We start from the raw sequence: 17,958 nt of genomic DNA, 5'->3' as shown, positions 1-17,958 counted from the left end.
GGCGCCGACGGATGCGGGTCACCGCTGAGGGCCTGGACTTCGGCTACCGGGGCCGCCGCAGGGTGCTGGACTCCCTCACCTGGACCGTGGAGCCCGGGGTCACCGGGCTCCTCGGGCCGAACGGCGCGGGCAAGACCACACTGCTCTCGCTCATCGTGACGCTGCTCCCCGTGCGCGGGGGGCGGCTGGCCATCGGGGAGCACGACCTCTCCTCCAGGACCGGCCGGACCCTGGCCCGCCGGGAGCTGGGGTTCGTGCCGCAGCGCTTCTCGCTGGCCGGAGAGCTCTCCGTCGCGGACACCGTGGCCTACGCGGCGTGGGTCCACGGGCGCGAGCGCCGCGAGTGCGCGGCCGCGGCCGCCTCGGCCCTGGCCGCCGTCGACCTTTCCGACCTGGCCGAACGACGCACCCGCACCCTGTCGGGCGGCGAGCGCCAGCGCGTGGCCATCGCCGCCGCCCTCGCCCACGACCCCCGGGTCCTGGTCCTGGACGAACCCACCGCTGGGCTCGACCCGGGGCAGCGGCTCCGCGTGCGCGAGGTCCTGGCCGGCCTGGGAGAGGACCGCACGGTGCTGATCTCCACCCACCTCATCGAGGACGTCGCCCACCTGTGCTCCCGGGTCGGGGTTCTCGCGGGCGGCCGGATCGAGTTCCACGGCACCGTGACGGAACTGGAGGCCCTCATCGACGACTCGACGGGCGGGAGCCGCCTCGGCTCCGGGTTCGAACGGGCCTACGACCAGCTGGTCACCCGGGTGGGGGAACGCGGGTGAGCGCCCCCGAGGCCCGCTGGACGTCCTCCCCGCTGCTCTGGCCGCTGCCGCCGCACGCGGTGCTGGTCCCGGCGGGGCTCATCCTGGTCCTGACCCTGGCCTCGACCTGGGGCCAGCTCTCCTGGCGGGCGCTGGACTGGGTGTACCTCTCCGGGCAGGTGGGGGCCCAGGCCCGGCTGCCGGTCGCGGTGGCCGCCGGTGCGGCGGCCCTGGTGGCGGTTCGGTTCGCCCGTTCGAGCCTGGTGTTCGCCCAGTCCTGGCAGCCCCGGGTGGAGCGGGACGTCCCGGTGCGGCAGGCGGCGCTGGTCACCGGCTGGTGCCTGGGCGCCTATCTACTGGGGCTGCTCCCCCTGACCGCCGCCGTGGCCTCGGCGGGAGCGGGCCTCCCCCAGCCGGTGCCGGTCCTGGGCGCGCTGACCGGTTTCGCGGCGCTCACCCTGTTCGGCTACCTGTGCGGGGTGGCGCTGCGCGGGCTGGTGGCCGTGCCCGTGGCGGTCGGCGCGGTGTTCGTGTTCACCAGCCTGCCGCTGGTGACCGACGCCTGGACGGCACTCGCCCTCCAGCTGCCCTTCGACACCTTCCTGGGCGTGCGGGAGAACTCCGCGCTCGGCCTCTACCGCCTGGGGTTCTTCCTCCTGTTGGCGGCCGCCTCGGCGTGGACGGCCAGCTCGCTGCTGCGCGCCCCGCGCCGCCCGTCGGCCCCGCACGCGGCGGCGGTGACGGCCGTGGCGGCCGCCGTCGTCCTGCCGCACCTGTACGCGTTCCCGCTCGTGGTGCACGCCACGGGCGGCACCGAGGTCTGCGAGGCGCGTGACGGGGTCCGCTACTGCGTGCACGAGGGCCACGCGGACGAGCTCGCGCCGATCGTCGACCTGGCCGCGCCGGTGGTGGCCGCGTACGGGTCGGCCGACGCCACACCGGCCCAGGTCCGGGACCAGAGCCTGGCCACCGGCGACCGCGAGGTACTCGACGGAGTCGACCGGGGCGTGCTCTGGCTCCGCGTCCACCCCGGCTGGGAGCCCCGCCGAGAGGTCCCGTGGGCGGTGGCCGAGTGGCTGGCACCCGACGTGTTCGTGTGCGACTCCAAGGGCGTGGCCAGCACGGACGAGGGGGCCACGCCGGAGGAGCGCCGGGCGGCCGTGGTGGCCGGACTCCAGGCCTGGCTCGCCTCGGAGTCGCTTCCGGGCGGCCCCCGGGACGGGGGTCCCTTCGCCGGGGCCGACCCCGACCAGGTCCGGGCGTGGATCAGCGCCAACGAGGACGCCCTCGCCTCCTGTTCCGTGGAGCCCGAGGACCTGCCGTGGTGGCCGTGACCCTGCGCCCTTCCCTGCTGCCGGGGCTCGGGGCCCTGGCCGCGGCCCTCGCGGCGGCGGTCCTGGGGCTGGTCACGGCGGGCGCGGTGGTCCCGGTGGCGATCCTCGACTGGCCCCACGAGGAACAGCGCGTCCCCGTGGCCGAGCTGCTGTGCGTGTGCGCGGCCACCGCCGGGGCCTGGGCCCACCGCCCGCGCCTGTGGGAGTGGGAGCGGCTGGGCGGGGCCCGGACACGGGTCCGCGCCGCCTCGGTGGCCGCTTCCGGCGTGCTGATGCCGGTGGCGGCCGCGCTGGCGCTGCTGCCCTCGGCGTCGGGTGCCGACAACGCCTGGCTGCTGGTGACCAACGTCCTGCTGGCGGTCTCGGCCGTGTACCTGATGGCGCCCTTCCTCGGCGCGGTGCCTTCGGGGATGGCCGTGCTCTCCGGTGTCCTCCTCGGGGCGGCGGCCTGCAACGTGGTGACGGGCCTGAACCGTGTGAGCCCGTACGCGTACGTGGGGTCGGACGGGTGGGTGGCACCCGCCCTGTGCCCCGGGGCCGGGGTCGCGGTCCTGGCCGTCGGCCTGGCCGGGGCCGCGGTGTGCGCGCACGCGGCCACGCACGGCTCCACGGCCCGGCTCCGCGGGCGCGGGTCCCCCTGAACCCGCCCGGTGGCAGGATGGGGGCATGAACCTGCACCAGAACCTGCTGAACGAGCCGCCCGAGACCCGACTGGCCGACGACCCCGAGGCGCGCGAGGCGCTGTCCTTCTCCGACGACCCGACCCCGGTGGCCGGACGGTTCCCGAGCTACTCCGCCGCGTGGGCCCGCCTCGCCGAGCTGGCCCTGGCCGACGGTCAGCCGGTGGCCGCCTACGCGTACGCCCGGACCGGGTACCACCGGGGGCTGGACCAGCTGCGCCGCTCGGGGTGGAAGGGGCACGGCCCGATCCCGTGGGAGCACGAGCCGAACCAGGGCTTCCTGCGCGCCCTGCACGCCCTGAGCCGGGCCTCGGAGCAGATCGGTGACACCGAGGAGGCGGAGCGCTGCGCGACCTTCCTCCGGGAGTCGAGCGCGGAGGCCGACCGGGTGCTGAACGCCTGATCCCCGGGTTCGCCTACGAGCCAGCGCGGTGTGGGAAGACGCACGCGCCGGCCGGGGGCGGGGCCCGGGCGACCACGGCCCCGCCTCCCGCCGACGGTCCCGGAGGGGTGCGCCGCACCACGGTGACCCGAAGGGCGCAAAGCCCCACTTAACCCGGATGCGCAGGTCGTGTACGCTCAATACGCAACGGCCCCTGTCGCTGCCTTGCGCCAGGGGTTCTTCCGTGTCCGGGGTCGGAAAACGCCCCGGCCAGGTGTCGAGCGAAGAGGTAGAGACCAATGCCGGCGATCACGCTCGTGGGTGCCCAGTGGGGCGACGAGGGCAAGGGCAAGGCGACCGACCTGGTCGGTGACCGCGTGGACTACGTGGTCCGTTACCAGGGCGGCAACAACGCCGGTCACACGGTGGTCATCGGCGACCAGAAGTACGCCCTCCACCTGCTGCCCTCCGGCATCCTGTCCCCGAACGTGGTCCCGGTGATCGCCAACGGCGTCGTCATCGACCCGGGCGTGCTGTTCGAGGAGCTGCGCGGCCTCCAGGAGCGGGGCGTGGACACCTCCCGCCTGGTCATCTCGGCCAACGCGCACCTGATCATGCCCTACCACCGGGCCCTCGACAAGGTCAGCGAGCGCTTCCTCGGCAAGGGCAAGATCGGCACCACCGGCCGCGGCATCGGCCCGACCTACGCCGACAAGGTCACCCGCCAGGGCGTGCGCGTGCAGGACATGTTCGACCCGAAGATCCTGCGCAAGAAGATCGAGCTCGCCCTCCACGACAAGAACCAGCTCCTCACCAAGGTGTACAACCGGCGCGCCCTCGAGGCCGAGCCGATCATCGAGGAGTACCTGGGCTACGCCGAGAAGCTGCGGCCGCACGTCGCCGACACCTCCCTGATCCTCAACAAGGCGCTGGACGAGGGCAAGACGATCTACCTGGAGGGCTCGCAGGGCACCCTCCTGGACATCGACCACGGCACCTACCCGTTCGTGACGTCCTCCTCGCCCACCTCCGGCGGCGCCGCGGCCGGCGCGGGCATCGGCCCCAACCGCATCACCAAGGTCGTCGGCATCCTCAAGGCCTACACGACCCGTGTCGGCTCGGGCCCCTTCCCGACCGAGCTCGTGGACGAGCAGGGCGACTGGCTGCGCACCCAGGGCGGCGAGTACGGCGTGACCACCGGCCGCGACCGCCGCTGCGGCTGGTTCGACGCCCCGATCGCCCGCTACGCCACCCGGATCAACGGCATCACCGACTTCTTCCTGACCAAGCTCGACGTGCTCACCGGCCTGGAGCGCATCCCCGTGTGCGTGGCCTACGACGTCGACGGCGTGCGTCACGACGAGATCCCGATGACGCAGACCGACTTCCACCACGCGACGCCGGTCTACGAGTACTTCGACGGATGGTCCGAGGACATCACGGGTGCCCGGACATTCGAGGAACTCCCCAAGAACGCGCAGGCTTACGTGCGTACTCTTGAGGAGATGGCCGGTGCCCCGATCTCCGCCATCGGCGTCGGTCCGGGCCGCGAGGAGACCCTCCAGCTGCGCTCGCTGGTCTGACTCGGCGACACACGACACTCCTCCAGTAGAAGAAGAGGCCCCCTGTAGTGAAAGCCCTCGTTCTCGGCGGCGGAGGCCGCGAGCACGCACTCGTCCGCGCCCTGTCCCTTGATCCGGGCGTCACCAGCATCCACAGCGCCCCCGGCAACCCGGGGATCTCGGACCTGTCCGAGAACCACGTCATCAACGTGACGGACGGGTTGGCCGTGACCGAGCTGGCCGCGCGCATCCGCGCCGAGCTGGTCGTGATCGGACCGGAGGCGCCGCTGGTGGCCGGGGTCGCGGACGCCCTGCGTGACCGGGGCATCCCGGTGTTCGGCCCCGACAGGGAGGCCGCCCGGCTGGAGGGTTCCAAGGCCTTCGCCAAGGAGGTCATGGAGGCCGCGGGCGTGCCCACCGCCAAGGCGCGGGTGTGCCGGAGCGCGAGCCAGGTCTCCGAGGCCCTCGACGAGTTCGGCGCCCCGTACGTGGTGAAGAACGACGGCCTGGCCGCGGGCAAGGGCGTCGTGGTGACCGAGGACCGCGCCCTCGCCGAGCGGCACGCCCGGGAGTGCGGCCGGGTGGTGATCGAGGAGTACCTCGACGGTCCCGAGGTCTCCCTGTTCGTGCTCACCGACGGCGCCCACGCTCTGCCCCTGCTGCCCGCCCAGGACTTCAAGCGCGCCTACGACGGCGACCAGGGGCCCAACACGGGCGGCATGGGCGCCTACGCGCCCGTGCCGTGGGCGCCCGCCGGGCTGGTCGACGAGGTCATGGAGTCGGTCGTGCGGCCGACCGTGTCCGAGATGAACCGCCGGGGCCACCGCTACCAGGGCCTGCTCTACGTGGGTCTGGCGCTGACGTCCAAGGGCCCGCGGGTGGTGGAGTTCAACGCCCGGTTCGGCGACCCCGAGACCCAGGTCGTGCTCGACCGCCTGGCCACCCCGATCGGGGCGGTCCTCCAGGCCACCGACACCGGCGGGCTGGGTGCGATCGGTTCGCTCCAGTGGAAGTCCGGAGCGGCGGTGACCGTCGTGGTCGCGGCGGAGAACTACCCGGGCGACCCGGTCAGGGGCGACCTCATCGGGGGCCTGGACGCCGCGAACGCCCTGGAGGGCGCCTACGTGCTGCACGCGGGCACCGCCTGGGACGGGGTGCGCGACGTCAAGGCCAACGGCGGCCGGGTGCTGAACGTGGTCGGTACCGGCGCGGACCTGCGTCAGGCCCGTGAGCGCGCCTACGAGGCGGCGAGCCGGATCGAACTGCGCGGTTCGTTCTACCGCACCGACATCGCCGAGCGCGCCTCCGCCGAGGTGTAGGCGGCCCGGGGGCCGTCTCCCGAACCCCCGCCGGGGTCCGCGACCGCGGGCCCCGGCGCTTGCGGCCGCCGTCCGGCGGCCCCCGCAGAGCACGGACGGCACGACCGAGAGAGAAGCGTCATGAGTGGCTTCGTCACCGTTCCCGAACCCGTCGAGGTCCCGGGGCTGACCCACCTGCACACCGGCAAGGTGCGCGACCTGTACTCGACGGACTCGGGCGCCCTGGTGATGGTGGCCAGCGACCGCGTGTCGGCCTTCGACTGGGTGCTGCCCACCGAGATCCCGGGGAAGGGCCGCCTGCTCACCCAGCTGTCCCTGTGGTGGTTCGAGCGCCTCGGCGACCTGGTCGCCAACCACGTCGTCTCCGACACGCCGCCCGAGGGCGCGCCCGCCGACTGGGCCGGGCGCACCCTGGTCTGCGAGCGCCTGGACATGGTTCCGGTGGAGTGCGTCGCCCGCGGCTACCTGGCCGGGTCCGGGCTGGCGGAGTACCGGGTGGACCGCACGGTGTGCGGGGTCCCGCTCCCCGAGGGGCTGGTGGACGGCTCCGAGCTGCCCGAACCGGTGTTCACCCCGGCCACGAAGGCGGAGGTCGGCGACCACGACGAGAACGTGCCGTTCTCGGTGGTGGCGGAACGGCACGGCGAGGCGCTCGCCCACGAGCTGCGCGACCTCACCCTGCGCGTGTACGGGCGCGGCCGCGACGTCGCTCGGGAGCGCGGCGTGATCCTGGCCGACACCAAGTTCGAGTTCGGCCGTTCGGCCTCCGGCGGGCTGGTCCTCGCCGACGAGGTGTTCACCCCGGACTCGTCCCGGTACTGGCCCGCCGACGAGTGGCGCCCCGGCCGACCCCAGCCGTCCTTCGACAAGCAGATCCTGCGCGACTGGCTGACCTCGCCCGCCTCGGGCTGGGACCGCGCCTCCGACACCCCTCCGCCGGAGCTTCCCGAGAACGTGGTGGAGCGCACTCTGTCCCGCTACAAGGAGATCCACGAGCGCCTGACCGGCGCGGCGCCGGTGCTCTGACCGACGCCGCGCGCGTGATTCCGCGCACGGGGACGTCGTTTCGGCTGCGGGAGCACGTATGGTGGTGAGGTCGTAGGCAACACCGAAGTAACGGCCAGCCATGCGTACGACCCATGGTCTCTCCCTCCGGCGTAATGCCTCTTTGGCCGTTTGGCGGGACTTCAACCGCGATCTGCGGGTATACCACGTTCTGGGCGGATTTTCGCGATCCGCTTGCTATAGAGTCGTCGCGAACCGACCGGCTCACCGGCCGTGCAGGTCACACGAGATGGTCACAACGTTTCAGGGCGAACCCGCGTCTCAAACGCATACAGGCGATACCCGACGAGGGTGACCCTTTCTTTTCACATCTGCCTCACGAAGGAGCACATGAGCATGGGCCAGGAGGTTCGTTACCGCGTCCGCGGCGGACGCCCCCTCAGCGGAACGGCGTTCATCCAAGGCGCGAAGAACGCCGTCCTGCCGATGATCGGGGCCGCCCTGTTGGCGTCCAAGGGACGTACCGTGCTGCGGAACGTCCCCGTCATCGAGGACGTCTACCGCGCACTTGAGCTCGCCGAACACGTGGGCGCCAAGGTCGAGTTCCACGAGTCCGAGCGCACCGTCGTCATCGACGCCTGCGGCCTCAACGACCCCGAGCGCGCCGTCCTGCCCGCCGATATCGCGGCCCGCTTCCGCGGCTCCGTGCTCTTCGTGCCGGCGCTGATGCACCGCACCGGCCGCGCCCGCATCGAGGGCGTCGGCGGCTGCAACCTCGGTAGCCGCAACCTCGACTTCCACTACCGCGGCTTCGCCCGCCTGGGCGCGGAGGTCACCGAGGACCTGGAGCGCAACCACATCAACGTGGAGGCGAGCCGGCTCCGGGGCGGGCGTCTGTACCTGGACACCCCGTCCCACACCGGCACCGAGAACCTCCTCATGGCGGCCGTGCTGGCTCCCGGCACCACCGTGATCGAGCACGCGGCCCTCGAGCCCGAGGTCATCGACGTCATCAACTTCCTCTCCGCCATGGGCGCGAAGATCAGCGGTGGCGGCACCGGTCTGATCACCGTCGAGGGCGTCGAGGAGCTCACCGCCGTCGAGCACAGCATCATGTCCGACCGCATCGACGCCGGTGTGTTCGCGATGACCGTCGCCGCCACCGGTGGCGAGGTCAGCCTGGTGGGCGCCCACCTGGACCACCTGGGCGTGGCGCGCTGGAAGCTGGAGCAGATGGGGGTCGGCTTCTCCCAGGAGGGCGCCGTGCTGCACGTCCAGCGGGACCCGTCCGTGCCGCTGCGCCCGATCAACGCGGTGACCTCGCCGTTCCCGGGCTTCGCCACGGACCTCCAGTCGCCGCTGATGGCGCTGGCCACCCTGGCCGAGGGCGAGAGCTACATCCACGAGGCCATCTACGACGGCCGCTTCGCCCTGGCCGACGAGCTCAACAAGATGGGCGCCAAGATCGAGGTCGAGGGCACCCGCGCCATCGTGCACGGTTCCACGAACCTGCGCGGCGCCGAGGTGATCGCCCACGATCTGCGCACCGGCGCGGCCCTAGTCCTCGCCGGACTGGTCGCCGAAGGTGAGACAATCGTGGCGCCTGGTTATCTGGTTGACCGCGGTCACGCTCAGTTCGCGTCGCGGCTCGCCGCGCTGGGCGGCGACGTGGAGCGCGTCACCGTCTCGTAGGAGCCGTAGGCGCAGTTCAAGCCGGGGTGGGGGGCCTCCTCCCACCCGGGCTTTCGGCGTTGATATGGAAAACGATCTTCTTTGGCCCCGCACAATGGGTACGATCTCGGCAATCATGCCGTGACAGAGATCGGGTCGGGAAACCAGTGGGCGCACATAGTGAAGAGCGTGGAATGGTAGCGGGGAGCAACCCGAGGTGAGTGCGCAGCGTACTGGCGATTTGACGATCGGCGTCATAGGACCTCATGAGGTGGTCGAACGGGTCATGCTCATGGGTCCGGGGTCCACTGGACCCCTCAACGCCAGACTCATCGCCGCCGCCTACCGAGACGAGCAAGAGGCGACGGACAAGGTCGTCAGGCTGGGGTCGGCGATCGACGCCTACCTGTTCGCCAGCCCTGTCCCCTACGAGTTCGCGCGGAAGGCGGGCGTGTTGACCATGCCCGCGACCTTCGTGCCACTCGGCGGGGCGAGCCTGCACGAGGCCCTGCTCCGAGCGACACTGGACGATCGATACGACCCGACCAGAGCCAGTCTGGACGTCCTCAGCCGCGCCGACGTGGTGGAGGCCTACTCCGAGGTCGACCTGCCCGTGGACGGCATCCACGTGCACGAGGAGCTGACCAACACCGCCCAGCTCACCTCCTTCCACGAGGGCCTGTGGCGGCGCAAGGCCACCAAGATGGCGATCACCTGTGTGCGCGGGGTCGCCGAGCGGCTGGAGGCCATCGGGGTTCCGGTGATCCGGCTGCGGCCCACCAACGCGGGTGTGCGCAGCGCCCTCCAGACCGCCGGTCTGCTGGGTGCGCACCACCGTCTGGAGGAGGCCCAGCTCGGGGTGGTCGTCGTGGACGTGCCCACCCTGCGCGACTCCTCCCGGCGCTCCACCCCGCGCTACTGGCGTGAGGAACTGCGGCTCTCCCTGCACCGTCTACTGCTCCAGGAGGCCCACCGGATCAACGCGACGGCGCACCGGCTGGACGACCACTCGTTCATGGTGACCGCCACGCGCGGCTCTTTGGTGACCGCCACCGAGGGATTCCGGCAGCCGCCGTTCGTGGAGCGGATCAAGGCGGAGCTGGGGATCGCGATCGAGGTCGGCATCGGTATGGGCCGCACCACCCAGGACGCCGAGTCGCACGCCCGCGCGGCGCTCAACCGCGCGCAGGCCTCACGGCAGAGCTTCGCGGTGGACCGCGAGGGCCGTTCGCTGGTCCCGGCCCAGCGCGCCCCGGCCCGGCAGTCGTCGGAGCCGCTGCGCACCAAGGGCCGCGAGACCCTGGTCCGCCTCTCGGAGAAGATCGCCGAGGAGGACGGGCCGCTGGTGGTCGACGCGGAGAACGCCGGGCGCATGCTCGGGGTCACCTCCCGGACGGCACGGCGCCTGCTGCGCACCCTGGTGGAGGAGGGCCTGGCCTGGCCGCTGCCGCCCAACCGCACGCTCCAGCCCGGCCGTCCGCGCCAGCTCTATCGGCTGATCGTGGAGAAGCTGGACAAGGACGCGGCGGGCAAGTAGCCCGCCCGGGCATCGCGAACGGGGGCGGTTCCCTTGTGTGGGGGCCGCCCCCGTCGGCGTTCCCGGCGCCCTCGGGGCCTCGGGTCAGCGGCGCCGGGCGTAGGCGGTGGCCACGCCGAGGAACACGTCGTTCTCCTCGGGGGTGCCCAGGCTCACGCGGGCGCCCTCGCCGTCGAACGGACGCACCGAGACGCCCTCCCGCGCGCACGCGGCGGCGAAGTCGAGGGTGTCCTCATCCAGCCGCAGCCACACGAAGTTCGCCTCACTGGGGGGCACGGTCCACCCGGCGGCCACGAGGGCCTCACGGACGCGCTCACGCTCCTTCACGGTGGTCTCCACACGCTCCAGGAGCTCCCCTTCGGCGTCCAGGGAGGCGATCCCGGCAGCCTGGGCGAGGTGGTTGACGGCGAAGGGCACGAGGGTCTTGCGCACGGCGGCCGTCACCGAGGGGTGGCCGACGAGGAAGCCGAGGCGAACGGCGGCCAGGCCGTAGGCCTTCGAGAAGGTGCGCAGGACCGCGACGTTGGGCCGGTTCCCGTACAGGGTGACGCCGTCCGGGACCTCGGGGTCGCGCACGTACTCGCGGTAGGCCTCGTCCAGGACGACGAGCACGTGGTCGGGGACGCGGTCGAGGAAGTCGACCAGTTCCCGCTCCCGTACGGCCGTGCCGGTCGGGTTGTTGGGGTTGCACACCAGCACCATGCGGGTGTCGTCGGTGATGGCGGCGAGGAGTGACTCCAGGTCGTGGGTCTCGTCCTTGAGGGGGACCCGGACCGACGTGACACCGGACAGCTCGGCGAGGAGCGGGTAGGCCTCGAAGGAACGCCAGGCGTAGACGACCTCGGCTCCGGGCTCCCCGACGGCCTCCAGGAGCTGCTGGAGCAGGCCGACCGAGCCCGCGCCGAGCGCGACGTGCTCCTCGGGGACGCCCAGGTGCGCGGCGAGCCTGGTGACGAGCTCGGCGGCCCCCGGGTCCGGGTAGCGGTTGAGGTCGGCGGCGGCCCGGGAGACGGCCTCACGCACGGACGGGAGCGGCCCGAGCGGGCTCTCGTTGGAGGACAGCTTGATGGAGCGTCCGTCCGGTCCGACGACCTCGCGGCCGGGCTTGTACGCGGGAATGGACTCCAGTACCGCCCGCAGATATGGCGATTTCGACTCCGACACCATGGTCCTTCCTCAATACTTTGTGCTAACCCCGCGACACTCTCGGCAATGAGTGACCCGGGCCGGTCACCGCTCCAAGCGGAAATATCGCACAAACGAGGAGATATCACCATGCGTTTGCGTCATCGTTCTGCCCGTTCCGCTCCGGGCGCGGCCCTGCCCGTCGCGGTCGCGCTGACCTCGGCGATCGTCCTGAGCGCGTGCGGAGGCGCCGACGGGGCCCAGAGCGACGACGCCAACGCCGAGGCCGCCGCCCAACTCCACGACGCCCAGCCGATCAACGTCGGCGACGTGACCCTGCTCCCCGAGAGCAGTGAGGCCGGAACCTACTCCGAGCTTGTCACAGTGCGGTACTCGGAGGAGGTCCGGGCCTCCACCGAGCTGGACAAGCCCGAGTGCATGGACGCCGCCAACCGCTGGGGCGACCTGGAGGCGGTGCGCGACGCCCCCGCCTCCGTGGCCGCCTACGAGTGGGAGAAGGGCAACGTCTCACACATCCTCGTCCAACTCGACGAGGAGACCGCGGCCGAGGCCCTGGCCGTCCGCCCACCCGACGCCTGCGCCGAGTACACCGCCACCTACGAGGACGGCAGCAGTTCCGAGTACGGCGTCGCCGACCTGGACGTCCCCCCGGTCGGCGACGAGTCGCGCTCCTTCTCCATCCAGGTCAGGGACGACGGCGGCGAGAACCAGATGTACACCGTCATGTACCGCAACGGCGGCCTGCTGGGCACCACCTCCGTGATGGGCCCCGGCGGGGCCGAGGACTACGAACAGCTCCTCCTCGACTTCAGCGAGGCGGCCATCAAACGACAGGGTCAGATGCTCTGATCCGGTCCAGACCGCGCCCGGACTCGCCCGGGAACTCCTTGGCGAGGGTGCCGGGCTTGGGTCCGCCCCGGCCCTCGGCAGCGTCCCGTCGCGCCGCCTCGCGCGGCCGGGGCAGCCTGCGCGGCGGCCCCTGGAGGTCGAGCGTGGTCACCGCGCCGAAGGAGGCGATCACCGTGCCGCTCTCACGGTCCACCAGGACGGCGCGGACCCCGGTCCGGCGCGGGCCGCCGATCCGCACCGCGTAGACCACGTCCACACGGCGGCCGTGGCGCAGGCCGTCGTAGCGCACGAACCGCCAGCAGCCGTGCCGCCAGGTCTCCTCGGGGGTGTCCTTGAGCATCACCTTGGTGTTCGTCCGCCAGACCTCGCTGCCGCGCAGTCGGCGCAGGGTCCGGCGTTCGGAGACCTCGCGCAGGGCACAGGGTTCGGACGTGGCGGCCCGGGCCGCCGCCTCCCGGATTTCGGGGCTGAGCAGGGCCAGCACGAGCAGCTGCGCGCCGAGCACCACCCCGTGGGTCACGGTCGGGGTCGAGGCCACCTCCCAGCCGGTGGGCGCCAGCCCGACCGTCGCCGCAGCGCCCGCGGCCAGCAGTCCGGTGCGGGTGAGCGTGCGCCAGCCGATCGGCGCCCGGCTCAGTCCGCCGAAGCACCCGCACCCGGCCTCCGGGTCGCGGCGGCGGGCCACCAGCAGCAGCACCAACGACGCCGCGAACATCAGGGCGGTGAGCACCCGGGCGGCGTCGCCGAGGAGGCCGGTCGCGGTCAGCAGCGCCACCGCGAGGGCCGCCTCCAGCACGCAGGTGGCGAGGGTGAGCGGACGGCGCAGGCGCTCCGGCAGCAGCACGGACACGCCCGTACCGGCGGCGCGCGGGTCGGCCTTGGCGGCCGCGCCGAGCAGGAGCAGGGCGGCCAGGAGCGGTAGCGCGACCTCGCGGACCGCTTCGAGAACCTCCGGGAACATGGGTCACCCCTCCTGGTCGGCGACGGTCATGGTCGCGTTGAAGCAGCCCGCCTCCAGCCGCCCGCCGAGGGCGACGAAGGAGGTCATGGTGAGGGAGGCGAGGCGGCCCGCGCTCTGGCTCCCACAGGAGGGGCAGAGGTCGCACAGCCAGCTGTCAGCGGCGGCGCAGTCGACGACGGAAACGACGGCGGTGTCACCGGTGCAGTCGTTGCGCAGGCTGAGCGTGGCGCCCGTGGACAGCAGGGGCAACGGCACACAGGAGGTGCGCCGGTCGCACCCGTCCCCGTGTCCGACCCGGTCGAGCGCCGGATAGGCGGCCCCCGCCGCCACGGCTCTCGGGTCCAGGTGGCTCGCGCGCCCCCAGGCCGGGTCGTACCAGGTGGCGATCCCGGACACGGTCGTGGAGTACTCGCGTGTGGGCGGTCGGCGCGGGGTGGAACCCAGCGGGTACGGCGGCTGCGTGGTGACCGGGCGGACCGCCTCGACCTCGCCGTTCCTCCAGACCCCGACCGCGTCGAACAGGTATCCCGGTTCCAGTCGGGGGTGGCGCACCCCGATGCGCCCCGAGGAGCGGTAGGGCAGGACCACGGACAGGCGCGGGCGCCCGTGGCCGGGGTCGATACTGAGGCAGTCGCCCTCGCGGTCGGTGATGACACCGGTGGCCCGGGCGGCCTGGGCCCACACCCGCTCGGCGACCAGACGGCCGTCGTGCGAGCACCGCACCACGACGTCGTCGCCCGGGCGGAGCTCACCGGGCATGACCTCGCCACCGCGCCAGAAGGAGGTGACGCGTTCGTAGAGGAACCGCTCCTCACCCGCGGCTGTGGCCACACAGAGCATGTACGAGGTGGCGTCGACGACCACGCCGCGCGCGACGCGGTGGTGGACCGGAGTGGGCTCGGGTACGGCGTCGGCGCCGAGCACGGCGGCGGTGAACCGCCTACGGCTCCGATCACGGTCCGTCATCACTGACATGTCCTTCGCGCCCCCTTGTAGACCGACTCGTCCGTCTGCGCCCATTGTCTCCCCCGTCTCCCGAAACGCCCGTTCACACGCCGACACCCGTCCGTTCGTGTCGGCGCCCCGCCACGGTGCGCACCGCGCCGGCGCGGGCGGCCGCTTCGCCTGCCTCCCTGGGGAAGCGCCACGTCGCCACTCCACGATGCTCCGTCACCGCACGCAAGCATTTGTACACACTTTGTGCGCACGAGGTGATCGACGCGCCCCGAACGGCCACGCCACGACACGCCCGGGCCGCGTCCGCGGCCGACACCACCCGACTCCCCCACGGTGTTTGTTCGCAGTTGGTGCGGTTTGTCGGCACGTGGTGGTCAGATTCCTGGGGGTTTGCGTTCGCTGTGTGAGAGTGAGACTCCAGGGCGGTCCGTGAAGGCGGCACACGCGGCTGGGTCGGCACGGCCCGCGAAGGGCGGTGACGAGTGTGAACGGAACGACACGGACACCCAGGTCCGAGGAGTTCGACGCGTACGTGTCCGAACGCGGACCGGCCCTGCTCCGCATGGCCCGCTCCCTCACCAACAGCCACGCCGACGCCGAGGACCTCCTCCAGGCCGCGCTCGTCAAGACCTTCCTCGCCTGGGGCCGCATCGCCAACCCTCGCGCCCGGGACGGCTACGTGCGCCGGGCCATGGTCAACACCCAGATCTCCGAGTGGCGCCGTAAGCGCCTGGACGTCTACCCCACCGACGAGATCCCCGAACAGCGGATCGACGACCCCACCTGGCGCAGCGACCTGGCCGACGTCGTGGGCCGCTCCATCGAGCGACTGCCCGCCCGGCAGCGCGCCACCGTGGTGCTGCGCTACTACGAGGACCTCACCGAGGCCCAGATCGCCGATCGCATGGGCGTCACCGTCGGCACCGTCAAGAGCACGCTCTCCCGAGCCGTGCGGAAGCTGCGCGGCGACGCCGACCTCATCATCGAACGCACCACCTCCTGAGCCCCCTGTGGAGGCCCGGGACCGGGCCACCCGGTCCGTGCGCCACCGCCCGGCCGCCCCGGGTTTGCGGACACCGGGCCGTCCGCCACCGGCGACCTCCGGGCGGGCTTAGCGCGCGGCCGATTCGTACAGGTATTCGGATCGCGACTTTCCCCGGGAATCCGAACGCGACCCTCCCGGCCCCTCGGCGCGCTCTCGCGCCGACACCGAGATCCGGACCGTCCGCAACTCCCGGGGGCTCCCCGCGACGTCGTTCGCCCGGGCCATGATCGGCACCTCCCGAACCAGCCCCGGCCCTCAGGAGGACCACCCGTGCGTACCGCCCACGCTCCCGAAACCCTCGAACCGGAGGAGCCCGACAGCGGACTCGACCTGCCAGAACTCACCCCGCCCCGGTGGCTCGGGCACCACGCCGACCTCGCCGGGGCCTCCTGGTACCGGATCGCCCGCCACATGCCCGAACTCCTCGGCCGCGCGGCCGCGCTGGCCTGGCGGGCCGGCCCGCGCGACCTGGTGTCGACGGTCGTGTTCACTCTCGGCAGCGGCGCGGCCACCGCCTGGGCGCTGGTCGCCACCACCTCCGTGCTCACCGAGCTCTTCGCCGAGGTGCCCACCGCCGCCCGGGTGGCCGCCGCGCTCCCCTCTCTGCTCCTGCTCGCCGTGGCGCTGCTCTCCCGGGGCTGCTTCGGCGCCCTCGCCGGGCGGTCCCAGGCCCGGCTCACACCCAAGGTGGTCCTGGCCGCCGAACGGAGCCTGCTGCGCGACGCCACCTCCGTGGAACTGCGGGCCTTCGACGACAGCGACTTCCACGACCACCTGTTCCGCTCACACGCCAAGGGCTGCGACGAGGCCGGGGCGCTGGTCCGCCAGGCCACGGACCTGCTCACCGGCCTGGTGGGCATCGTCGCCGCGGCGGGTGTCCTCGCCGCCCTGCACCCGGTGCTGGTGCCCCTGCTGGCCCTGACGATGCTCCCCCAGTGGTGGAGCGCCGCCTCGGCGGCGCGCACGCGGTACCGGATGGTGCTCGCCTTCACCGAGGGGCGGCGCCGCAAGTTCATGCTGGAGCAGCTCATGACCGCGCGGGAGAGCGCCGCCGAGGTGCGTTCGTTCACGATGGAGCGGCGCCTGCTCTCCGGGTTCGACCGCGTCGCCCGCCGGGAGCTGGACATCCACCTGAAGCTGGCCACCCGCCAGTCCGTGGTGCGGCTCGCCGGGGAAGCCGCCAGCGGGGTCATGACGGCCGGGGTGTTCGCGGCGCTGGCCGTGCTCCTGGTCCAGGGAGTGGTACCGATCGCGGTCGCCGGCGCGGCCGTCGTCGCCGTCCGTGTGGCGCAGGGTGCCCTCGGCAACACCCTGCACGCGGTGGCCGGGGTGTACGAGTCGGGTCTGTACTTCTCCGACTTCACGACCTTCCAGCGCGAGGCCCGGGCCCGGTTGCCCCGGCCCGGTCTGGCACCCGCCCCCGCCGGGTTCGACCGTGTGGAGCTGCGGGACCTCACCTTCTCCTACCCGTCGGGCGAGGGCCCGGCCCTGGAGGGCGTGAACCTCACGTTCCACCGGGGGCGGACCGTGGCGCTGGTCGGGGAGAACGGTTCGGGCAAGAGCACGCTCGCCAAGCTGCTCTCGGGGCTGTACACGCCCCAGGAGGGGAGCGTGTGCTGGGACGGCACCGACCTGTCCGGTGTGGACGGGGTGAGCCTGCGCGAACGGATCGCCGTGATCGCCCAGGACCACACCCACTGGCCGCTCACGGCGCGCGGCAACACGGTGATGAGCAGCGCGGCCTGCGCCGAGCGGTTCGCCCGCGCCACGGCGGCGGCCCAGGCCGACGGCGTGGTCGCGGGCTTCCGGAACGGATGGGACACCCTGCTGGACAAGCGGTTCGCCCACGGGGTCGAGCCGTCCGGCGGCCAGTGGCAGCGGCTCGCGGCCGCCCGGTCCTTCTACCGGGGCGACGACGGTGACACGGTGCCGCTGCTCATCGCGGACGAGCCGACTGCGGCGATGGACGCCCGCGCCGAACACGGGTTCTTCGCGTCCGTGCACGCGCACGCCCGCCGCACCGGGGCGGCCGTGGTCCTCATCACGCACCGGTTGGCCTCGGTACGGATGGCCGACCACATCGTGGTGCTCGAACGCGGCCGCGTGGTCGCCGAGGGCACGCACACCGAACTGATGGCCGGCGGCGGCCTCTACCGGGAGCTGTGGGAACTCCAGGCCAGCGCCTACCAGGCCCCGACCGTTCCGGAGCAGAGGAGGCCCTGACCCGACGTGGGCGGGCCCCGGGGCCCGCCCGCGCGGCCGATTCGTTTTGCGCAGGACCCCCGCCCTCTGTAGGCTGGTCGCAGCCAGGAGGATTCGCCTAGAGGCCTAGGGCGCCGCACTGCTAATGCGGTTGGGGGGCAACCCCCTCATGGGTTCAAATCCCATATCCTCCGCCGGTCAGAAGGGGCCCCTGCCCACGTGGTAGGGGCCCCTTCGTCGTGTCCGGCACCCCTGGCGCGACGCGATCACCCGGCCCGTCCACCCCGCGCGGGGCCGGGCCCACCTGGGACCGCGCCGTCGGACGTGGTCTTCCGGGCCGACTTGAAGCGGTCGCGCGGCCCACAGCTCACTCTCCGTGCAATGCCGGAGCCGACCCGCCGCCCCCCGGGAGTCGGGGACAGGATGCGCGACCAGCAGCCACGGTCGATACTCCGGGTATAAGGTAAGGCACACATAGTCATGGTCGGTGTCGGATTTGAACGGTGACGTCCTTTTCCCGAGGGCAACCACCACGACTCGACCGGGGGGCCAGGTT

15 protein-coding genes and 1 tRNA gene are annotated in these 17,958 nt (G+C 72.6%); 13 read left to right on the top strand and 3 right to left on the bottom strand.

The genetic code is table 11. The features are described 5' to 3' along the window. Positions 1–11: 11 nt before the first annotated feature. From ACFYL4_RS14640 to ACFYL4_RS14600, 9 genes are all read left to right on the top strand, one after another. Positions 12–773 carry an ATP-binding cassette domain-containing protein gene (locus ACFYL4_RS14640; RefSeq protein WP_357767768.1) on the top strand — a complete coding sequence of 254 codons (762 nt, stop codon included), beginning with the start codon at positions 12–14 and terminating at the stop codon, positions 771–773. Further along, on the top strand, positions 770–2,086 hold the full coding sequence (locus tag ACFYL4_RS14635) for an ABC transporter permease (protein ID WP_387518713.1): 1,317 nt from the start codon (positions 770–772) through the stop codon (positions 2,084–2,086). Before ACFYL4_RS14640 ends, ACFYL4_RS14635 begins: the two co-directional genes overlap by 4 nt. Then, positions 2,083–2,727 (top strand): hypothetical protein, encoded by a 645-nt coding sequence (locus ACFYL4_RS14630; protein ID WP_387518711.1) that lies wholly within the window; start codon positions 2,083–2,085, stop codon positions 2,725–2,727. The genes ACFYL4_RS14635 and ACFYL4_RS14630 overlap by 4 nt, the downstream gene beginning before the upstream one ends. Before the next feature lie 25 nt (positions 2,728–2,752). Continuing rightward, entirely contained in the window at positions 2,753–3,169 is a 417-nt protein-coding gene (locus ACFYL4_RS14625; protein ID WP_357767777.1) for a DUF3151 domain-containing protein, read from the top strand. Between the two features lie 278 nt (positions 3,170–3,447). Next, a complete protein-coding gene (locus ACFYL4_RS14620; RefSeq protein ID WP_357767780.1) occupies positions 3,448–4,731 on the top strand; it encodes an adenylosuccinate synthase in 1,284 nt (427 codons plus the stop codon). Positions 4,732–4,778: 47 nt separating this feature from the next. Further along, entirely contained in the window at positions 4,779–6,029 is a 1,251-nt protein-coding gene (gene purD / locus ACFYL4_RS14615) for a phosphoribosylamine--glycine ligase (protein WP_357767783.1), read from the top strand. Positions 6,030–6,149: 120 nt separating this feature from the next. Next, positions 6,150–7,055: a phosphoribosylaminoimidazolesuccinocarboxamide synthase gene (locus tag ACFYL4_RS14610; protein WP_387518708.1), complete on the top strand. Its 906-nt coding sequence runs from the start codon at positions 6,150–6,152 to the stop codon at positions 7,053–7,055. 375 nt (positions 7,056–7,430) lie between these two features. Then, the gene (gene murA / locus ACFYL4_RS14605) at positions 7,431–8,726 is read left to right on the top strand and encodes a UDP-N-acetylglucosamine 1-carboxyvinyltransferase (protein ID WP_357767788.1); all 1,296 of its coding nucleotides are present in this window, start codon (positions 7,431–7,433) and stop codon (positions 8,724–8,726) included. Positions 8,727–8,976: 250 nt separating this feature from the next. Further along, positions 8,977–10,242: a hypothetical protein gene (locus ACFYL4_RS14600; RefSeq protein WP_017544398.1), complete on the top strand. Its 1,266-nt coding sequence runs from the start codon at positions 8,977–8,979 to the stop codon at positions 10,240–10,242. Between the two features lie 84 nt (positions 10,243–10,326). On the opposite strand, the gene hisC is transcribed toward ACFYL4_RS14600, so the two are convergent. Beyond that, entirely contained in the window at positions 10,327–11,409 is a 1,083-nt protein-coding gene (gene hisC / locus ACFYL4_RS14595; RefSeq protein ID WP_387518705.1) for a histidinol-phosphate transaminase, read from the bottom strand. A gap of 108 nt (positions 11,410–11,517) precedes the next feature. Between hisC and ACFYL4_RS14590 the strand changes: the two genes are divergently transcribed. After that, positions 11,518–12,237 carry a hypothetical protein gene (locus ACFYL4_RS14590; RefSeq protein ID WP_357767793.1) on the top strand — a complete coding sequence of 240 codons (720 nt, stop codon included), beginning with the start codon at positions 11,518–11,520 and terminating at the stop codon, positions 12,235–12,237. On the opposite strand, the gene ACFYL4_RS14585 is transcribed toward ACFYL4_RS14590, so the two are convergent. Together ACFYL4_RS14585 and ACFYL4_RS14580 are read right to left on the bottom strand one after the other, a co-directional pair. Beyond that, entirely contained in the window at positions 12,212–13,198 is a 987-nt protein-coding gene (locus ACFYL4_RS14585) for a MauE/DoxX family redox-associated membrane protein (RefSeq protein WP_357767796.1), read from the bottom strand. The genes ACFYL4_RS14590 and ACFYL4_RS14585 overlap by 26 nt on opposite strands. A 3-nt stretch (positions 13,199–13,201) precedes the next feature. Continuing rightward, positions 13,202–14,164: a hypothetical protein gene (locus ACFYL4_RS14580; RefSeq protein ID WP_387518702.1), complete on the bottom strand. Its 963-nt coding sequence runs from the start codon at positions 14,162–14,164 to the stop codon at positions 13,202–13,204. Positions 14,165–14,630: 466 nt separating this feature from the next. Between ACFYL4_RS14580 and ACFYL4_RS14575 the strand changes: the two genes are divergently transcribed. The 3 genes from ACFYL4_RS14575 to ACFYL4_RS14565 all read left to right on the top strand — a co-directional run bounded on the left by ACFYL4_RS14575 (position 14,631) and on the right by ACFYL4_RS14565 (position 17,596). Continuing rightward, complete coding sequence (locus ACFYL4_RS14575; RefSeq protein ID WP_387518700.1) at positions 14,631–15,158, top strand: SigE family RNA polymerase sigma factor; 528 nt, start codon at positions 14,631–14,633, stop codon at positions 15,156–15,158. Between the two features lie 312 nt (positions 15,159–15,470). Beyond that, the gene (locus tag ACFYL4_RS14570; protein ID WP_387518698.1) at positions 15,471–17,423 is read left to right on the top strand and encodes an ATP-binding cassette domain-containing protein; all 1,953 of its coding nucleotides are present in this window, start codon (positions 15,471–15,473) and stop codon (positions 17,421–17,423) included. 86 nt (positions 17,424–17,509) lie between these two features. Beyond that, positions 17,510–17,596, top strand: a tRNA-Ser gene (locus tag ACFYL4_RS14565). Positions 17,597–17,958: the final 362 nt, after the last annotated feature.

The sequence above is a fragment of the Nocardiopsis sp. NPDC006938 genome (assembly GCF_042869555.1).
GTDB lineage: Bacteria > Actinomycetota > Actinomycetes > Streptosporangiales > Streptosporangiaceae > Nocardiopsis.
This window is presented reverse-complemented; position numbering and strand designations above follow the sequence as displayed.